Annotated in this window: 7 protein-coding genes; 2 read left to right on the top strand and 5 right to left on the bottom strand. The window is 71.0% G+C overall.

The window, feature by feature from the left end:
* Nucleotides 1-340: 340 nt before the first annotated feature.
* Entirely contained in the window at nt 341-1,207 is an 867-nt protein-coding gene (locus AB0J39_RS37400) for a hypothetical protein (RefSeq protein ID WP_363473597.1), read from the top strand.
* Nucleotides 1,208-1,267: 60 nt separating this feature from the next.
* Here the strand turns inward: AB0J39_RS37400 and AB0J39_RS37395 are convergent, their stop codons facing one another.
* A complete protein-coding gene (locus AB0J39_RS37395; RefSeq protein WP_363473595.1) occupies nt 1,268-2,176 on the bottom strand; it encodes an SDR family oxidoreductase in 909 nt (302 codons plus the stop codon).
* Nucleotides 2,173-2,775 (bottom strand): TetR/AcrR family transcriptional regulator, encoded by a 603-nt coding sequence (locus tag AB0J39_RS37390; protein ID WP_363473593.1) that lies wholly within the window; start codon nt 2,773-2,775, stop codon nt 2,173-2,175. Before AB0J39_RS37390 ends, AB0J39_RS37395 begins: the two co-directional genes overlap by 4 nt.
* Nucleotides 2,776-2,910: 135 nt before the next feature.
* Here AB0J39_RS37390 and AB0J39_RS37385 point away from each other — a divergent pair, with 135 nt between their 5' ends.
* A complete protein-coding gene (locus tag AB0J39_RS37385) occupies nt 2,911-3,537 on the top strand; it encodes a rhomboid family intramembrane serine protease (RefSeq protein ID WP_363473590.1) in 627 nt (208 codons plus the stop codon).
* Nucleotides 3,538-3,549: 12 nt separating this feature from the next.
* On the opposite strand, the gene AB0J39_RS37380 is transcribed toward AB0J39_RS37385, so the two are convergent.
* The 3 genes from AB0J39_RS37380 to serC form a co-directional block, all read right to left on the bottom strand.
* A complete protein-coding gene (locus AB0J39_RS37380; protein WP_363473588.1) occupies nt 3,550-4,224 on the bottom strand; it encodes a hypothetical protein in 675 nt (224 codons plus the stop codon).
* Complete coding sequence (locus tag AB0J39_RS37375) at nt 4,221-4,787, bottom strand: RNA polymerase sigma factor (protein WP_363473585.1); 567 nt, start codon at nt 4,785-4,787, stop codon at nt 4,221-4,223. The genes AB0J39_RS37380 and AB0J39_RS37375 overlap by 4 nt, the downstream gene beginning before the upstream one ends.
* A 148-nt stretch (nt 4,788-4,935) precedes the next feature.
* The gene (serC, locus tag AB0J39_RS37370) at nt 4,936-6,048 is read right to left on the bottom strand and encodes a phosphoserine transaminase (RefSeq protein ID WP_363473582.1); all 1,113 of its coding nucleotides are present in this window, start codon (nt 6,046-6,048) and stop codon (nt 4,936-4,938) included.
* Nucleotides 6,049-6,236: the final 188 nt, after the last annotated feature.

Here is a 6,236-nt window from a genome sequence, read left to right as displayed (position 1 = left end):
CGCAGATCCGTCGGGGCGCTCCGCGCAGTGCTTGCTCGGGGCGCTCCGCGCAGTGCTTGCTCGGGGCGCTCCGCGCAGTGCTTGCTCGGGGCGCTTCGCGCAGTGCTCGCTCGGGCGCTTCGCGCAGTGCTCGCTCGGGCGCTTCGCGCAGGGGCGCCCCGAGCCGTGTCCGGCCCGCCGTGGGCGCATCTCCCCGACCCGCGACGACGCTGCCGCCGGCGGCAACGCACTCCCCTGTACGGCGGACCGGACATCCCCCGCGGTGATGACGCCCCGCTCACTTTCGCGCGCCTACCTTTCCTCATGCTGATCATCCGCGGAACGAGGAAGGGTGAGGGACGTGAGAGCTGGTCGTAGTGCCTGGCTGGCGACCGGGGCGGTGGCAGGGCTGCTCGTGGGCGGAGGGGGAATCGCGGTGGCCACGACCGCGACCACGTCGATCGTGGCCTGCGTGGGCCCCGACGGCGTCATGCGGATGCCGCAGGCGCTGGAGGAGTCGGTCCGGGGCCGAACCGAGGGTGCGCAGATGGCCGCGCCGGCCCCCGGCGGCACGTGTCCCGTCGAATACCGGACCGTGTCCTGGAACGCCGCCGGACCCCAGGGACCGATCGGACCGACCGGTCCTGCCGGACCTGCCGGAGCTCCGGGACTCACCGGGCCGACCGGCCCCCAGGGGGCCAGGGGAGAGACCGGTCCGCAAGGACCCCAGGGCCCGGCCGGACCCCAGGGCCCGGCCGGACCCCAGGGCCCACAGGGCGAGAAGGGCGAGAAGGGCGAGCCCGGCGCGACGTACGGGCAGACCCACTACGTCCGTCAGGCCGTTGATCGTCGGGACGCTGCATGGGTGGATGTAGTGCGCGTCTCCGAGCTGCCCGCGGGGGACTACATCATCCAAACCCGTGTCGACGTCAATCCCTGGTCGAGTAAGGGACCGGGGACGTCCGGCTACTTCGCCTTGTGCGATCTCAAAACGCCCACCGGAGTCGTCTCAGTCCGCAGCGAGCAGGACCAGGGCGAGTTGCCCAAAATCGAGTTTTTCGCCACCGCGAAGCTGAGCGCACCCGGCCCCATGATCCTCAGCTGCCGATCGGCGAACGTCGAGTACGTCGGTTACGACGGCACGTTGATGGTGACCCGTGTGCCCGAGGTCATCGCCTCACCGTCCACCCCGCCGTCCACCCCGCCGACCGCCACGCCGTCGCACTGACGAAGCCGGAGGACGGCTCATCGCCGGTGCGGAAGCGCCCTGCCTACGGGAGCGAGGCGGTCAGAGCGGGTCGCCGAGGGGGCCGTACTCGGCTTCCAAGGCGTTCGCCCAGTGCGCGGCGAAGTCCGGTTGGGTGCCGTCCGCGTCGGTGAAGCCGTACTCCTCGTACAGTCCCCAGGTGGCCAGGGCCCTCCCGGTCTTGGCCATCACGCCGGGATCGGCGGCCAGGGCGGCGACGGCCCGTCCCAGGTATGCGGGGGTCTCGGAGTGGGCGAAGTTCGGGTCCTTGGCCACCGCGTCCCGCCAGTTGTCCTCGGTCACGCCGAAGTGCTCCAGCATGGCCTCCGAGCGCAGGAAACCCGGGGTGACGGCGACGGCCGCCACGCCGTACGGCTTCAGCTCCGCCGCCTGGGCCACGGCCAGACGGATCACGGTGGACTTGGCGATGTCGTAGAAGAACGAGCCGCGATACCGGGCGGTGTTGCCGTCGGTGACCTCCACGACCAGACCGCTCCGGCGGGCGACCATCAACGGAAGCGCGAACCGGCTGGTGACGATATGCGTGTCCACCGCCCGGCGAAGCAGCCGCAGACCGGTGTCGAGGTCCTGCTCCCACAGGGGATGGGTCCAGTCGGTCAGCGCGTCGCCGCCCCACACGGAGTTGACCAGGACGTCGAGCCGTCCGTCCTGCTCGGTGGCGATCCGGTCGACCAGGGCGCGGACCTCCCCGGGGTCGCTGTGGTCGGTGCGTACGGCGATGCCGGTGCCGCCGGCCGCGGTGACGCGGGCGGCGGTCTCCTCGATGGTCTCGGGACGGTCCAGGTCGGAACGGCCGGCCGCGCCGCTGCGGCCGGTGACGTAGACCGTCGCGCCCGCGGCCCCGAGCTCGACGGCGATGCCGCGCCCGCCGCCCCTCGTGCCTCCCGCGACGAGGGCGACCTTCCCGGCGAGCGGCCGGCTGTCGTTCATGACGTCTCCTTCAACGGGATGTGAGGTGAGAGGAGCGCGGTCACCGCCCGCCGGAGCCGCTCTGGCAGCGTGCCCCGCCGGTCGAGGGCCCACGTCAGACCGGTGCCGGCGATCAGCGACTGGACGGACTCGGCCAACGCGGCGGTGTCGGCGCCGGTGCGGAGCTCTCCCGCGGCCACCGCCTCGTCCAGCAGCGCCAGGATCGCCCTACGCTGCGCCTCGTGCATGGCCAGGGCGTGCTCGTGCAGTTGCGGATCGGTGAGGTCCATGCAGAGGAACGCCAGGTGGTTGGCGAAACGCTCCGGCGTGTCCATGAGGGCCATCGACTCCTCGGCCAGCGCCAGCAGCGCCTCCAGCGGGGAGGGACACCCCTGCCGCCGCCGTTCGTGGTGCGCCTCGGCCTCATGCGCCGACTGCCTCGCCAGCGCCACCAGCAGACCGCGCTTGGACCCGAACCGCTGCACCAAAGTGCCGGGGACGAGGCCCACCTCGTCGGCGACGGCGGCGAGGGTCAGCCCTGCCGGACCCACCCGGCCGATCACCTCGGCCGCCGCGCGCAGGATCACCGAATCGTCCACTCCTCGGGGGCGTCCCGCCACCGGCCCCTCCCTTTCATAAATGCCTGTTCATTTATTATTACAGCCCGTTCGCCTGTCGCGGCAACTCCGTCGGCATGATCCCCGCGGATCCGGGCAGTCCGCTCGTTCGTGAGAGGGACTGCGTACGGTGAAGCCATGAGTGATTCCGGGCCCGGCCTGCCCCCGGTGGGCAGGTCGATGCGGGAGCGGACGTCCGCGCTGCTCACCGGCGCCCTGGGCAGCGCGATCCTGATGATCGTGCTCGTCGCGGCGATGTGGGCCATCGAGATCGTGGACTACGTGGAGAACGGACGGCTCGACAGGTACGGCATCGTCGCCCACGAGCCGGACGGCCTGCCCGGCATCCTGTTCGCGCCGTTCCTGCACGCCGGGTTCGGGCACCTGATGGCGAACTCGCTGCCGCTGCTCATCCTGGGCTTCCTGGCCGCCATCCGGGGGATCGGCAGGTTCCTCGCGGCGAGCCTGGTCATCATCCTGGTCAGTGGGGTGGGCGTGTGGTTCACCAGCCCGCCGGACACGCTGACGATCGGCGCGAGCGGCCTCGTCTTCGGATATTTCGGCTACGTCGTGGCCCGTGGGCTCTTCGACCGCCGGGCCCTCGACATCGTGCTCGGCGTCGTGGTCGCCGTGCTGTACTACTCGATCTTGTGGGGGGCCCTGCCCACCCAGCCGGGCGTCTCCTGGCAGGGCCACCTGTTCGGGCTCATCGGCGGCGTGATCGCCGCGTGGCTGCTGCGCCGACGCAAGCCCGTGACGGCCTGACGCGCGAACGGCTCAGGAGCCGGGAGGCGGGGTGGCGTTCCCGACCTCGAACGCGGTGGGGTCGTCGACGACCCGGCAGGGCTTGACCGGGCCGTCCGTCAGGCGGCCGCTGAACTGCCAGGCGACTCCGGGGTGTTCGGCGTCCCGTCGCACGGGGTTCTCGTTGATCTCGATCAGGACCACCTGCCCCGGCTCGACGAATTCGGGGTGAATCGTGATGCCGTTCTTCGGCTGGATCGCCCTGCTCGACGCCAGGTTCTCGATCTCCCTCCGAACGCGCGCCCGTACCGCGGGGTCGTCGCTCTCCATCTCCTCCTTCGTGAAGGAGGCGTCGTCGCCCGCCACGAACGGAGCGCGCCCGTCGGCGCACTTCTTGCCCAGCGGCAGATAGGTGATGTCGGCGGGGACGCCCATCTCCGCCAGGTCCCGCTCGACCTGGTCCGGGTCCCTGAACTCGTTGATCTTCAGGTTGATCGACCCGTCCGGGTTCTTCGTCAGCGCGTACGCCGGAGTCTGCTGCCCGACCACGAGCGGTACGGCGACGGCCGCGGCGGCGGCGATCGCGGCGCCGGCCAGGATCCGGGGCCGGGCGATCCGGCGCACGGCCGGCACGTGCGTCCGTGCCTCCCGGGCCACGATCTCCGCCTTGAGCTCGGCGAGGAGTCTGTCCTCGAAAGTGTCGTTCACTTCGTTCCTCCGATCAGTTCCATGACTCCGGGAAAGCGCCGGACCTGCCGCCTGGCGCGGTGCAGCCTGACCCGGGCGGTGCCCTGCCTGATGCCGAGCGCGGCGGCGGCCTCGGCGGGGCTGAGCCCGTCCACGGCCACGAGTTCCAGCAGCGCGCGGTCGCCGTCCGGCAGATCGGCCATCGCCTCCAGCGCCAGGCGGGCCGGCGACTCGGCGTCGACGCGTTCCTCCAGGCGGGCGATGTCGTCGGCGTCGAGCAGGCGGCGGCCGGCGATCCGGCTGGTGGCGCGTAACTCCCTCGCCGTACGGCGCCGCTGCGCCAGCACGGTGTTGCGCGCCACGCCGTACAGCCAAGCGATCTCGCTGCCCCTGTCCGGGCGATAGGTGTGCGCGGAATCGAGCACGGCGAGGAACACCTCCGCCGTGAGGTCGGCGACGGTGTGCGGATCGTCCACACGCCTGGCCAGGAACCGCGTCACGGCGTCGACATGCCGCCGGTAGAAGGCTTCGAATGCGTCGGGATCACGGGCGAAGCCCGCCGGACCCGTCTGTTCACGGCGCACCGGCGCTCCCCTCGGTTGTGTGACAAACACATCCCTGCTTGGACGGAGCGCCGCACACCGTTACAGGACCGGAAGAACGAAAAAGCCGACGGCCCGGAGACCGTCGGCGAAACGTGCGGCCGCCGGACAGGCGGCCGCATGTGAGACGTCAGAGACGCTCGACCACGTAGTCGACGCAGGAGGTCAGCGCCTCGACGTCGGCGGGGTCGATCGACGGGAACATCGCGATGCGCAGCTGGTTACGGCCGAGCTTGCGGTAGGGCTCGGTGTCCACGATGCCGTTGGCCCGCAGCACCTTCGCGACCGCCGCCGCGTCCACCGCGTCGTCGAAGTCGATGGTGCCGACGACATTGGAGCGCTGCGCCGGGTCGGCCACGAACGGCGTGGTGTACGACGTCTTGTCGGCCCAGGTGTACAGGCGCGAGGCGGAGTCGGCCGTACGGGCGGTGGTCCAGGCGAGGCCGCCCTGGGCGTTCATCCAGTCGATCTGGTCGGCCAGCAGGAACAGCGTGGCGACCGCCGGGGTGTTGTACGTCTGGTCCTTCACCGAGTTGTCGATGGCGGTCGGCAGGCTGAAGAACTCGGGGACGAACCGGCCGCTCTCGGTGATCTCCGTCACCCGGGCCAGCGCCTTGGGCGAGAACAGCGCGATCCACAGGCCGCCGTCGGAGGCGAAGCTCTTCTGCGGGGCGAAGTAGTAGACGTCGAACTCCTCGGCGGAGACCGGCAGGCCGCCCGCGCCGCTGGTGGCGTCCACCAGGACGAGCGACTCGTCGTCGGCGACGCGCTTGATCGGCATGGCGACGCCTGTGGAGGTCTCGTTGTGGGTGAGCGCGTAGACGTCCACGCCCTCCTCGGCGACCGGCAGCGGGTGGCTGCCCGGCTCCGACTTGATCACCGAGGGATCGGCGAGCCAGGGGGCCTTCTTCGCGACCGTCGCGAACTTCGAGGAGAACTCCCCGAAGTTCAGGTGCTGCGACTTCTCCCGGATCAGCCCGAAGGCCGCGATGTCCCAGAACGCCGTGGTGCCGCCGTTGCCCAGCACGACCTCGTACCCCTCGGGGAGGGAGAACAGGTCGGTGAGCCCGGCGCGGACGCGGGCGACGAGGTTCTTCACCGGCTTCTGCCGGTGGGAGGTGCCCATGACCTTCGCCCCGGCGTCGGCGAGAGCGGCGAGCTGCTCGGGGCGTACCTTCGAGGGCCCGCAGCCGAAGCGGCCGTCGGCGGGCTTGATGTCAGCGGGAATCACGATGTCAGCCACGGCTTCCAGCCTAGTGAGACCCGCGGATGCTCTAGACCATGGTCCGGATGATGAGACGGTCATGGTCTCGTTTCGAGATCACGCAGCGCCTTGCGTGTGGAACTACGCAGCGCATGCGGAAACGGCCCGCCCGGGCAGGGACGGGCCGTCGAGGGTGCGCGGGCCGGGCCCGGCGGCCTCTCGGAGCT

The organism is Microbispora sp. NPDC049633 (assembly GCF_040675265.1).
GTDB classification, from domain to species: domain Bacteria; phylum Actinomycetota; class Actinomycetes; order Streptosporangiales; family Streptosporangiaceae; genus Microbispora; species Microbispora maris.
Note: the sequence above shows the minus strand (reverse complement) of the source record. Positions and strands in the feature narration are given on the sequence as shown.

Coding starts and splice junctions, on each gene's coding strand:
- AB0J39_RS37395 (WP_363473595.1), bottom strand. CDS start 2,176: ATGAACGACAGCCGGCCGCTCGCCGGGAAGGTCGCCCTCGTCGCGGGA.
- AB0J39_RS37385 (WP_363473590.1), top strand. CDS start 2,911: ATGAGTGATTCCGGGCCCGGCCTGCCCCCGGTGGGCAGGTCGATGCGG.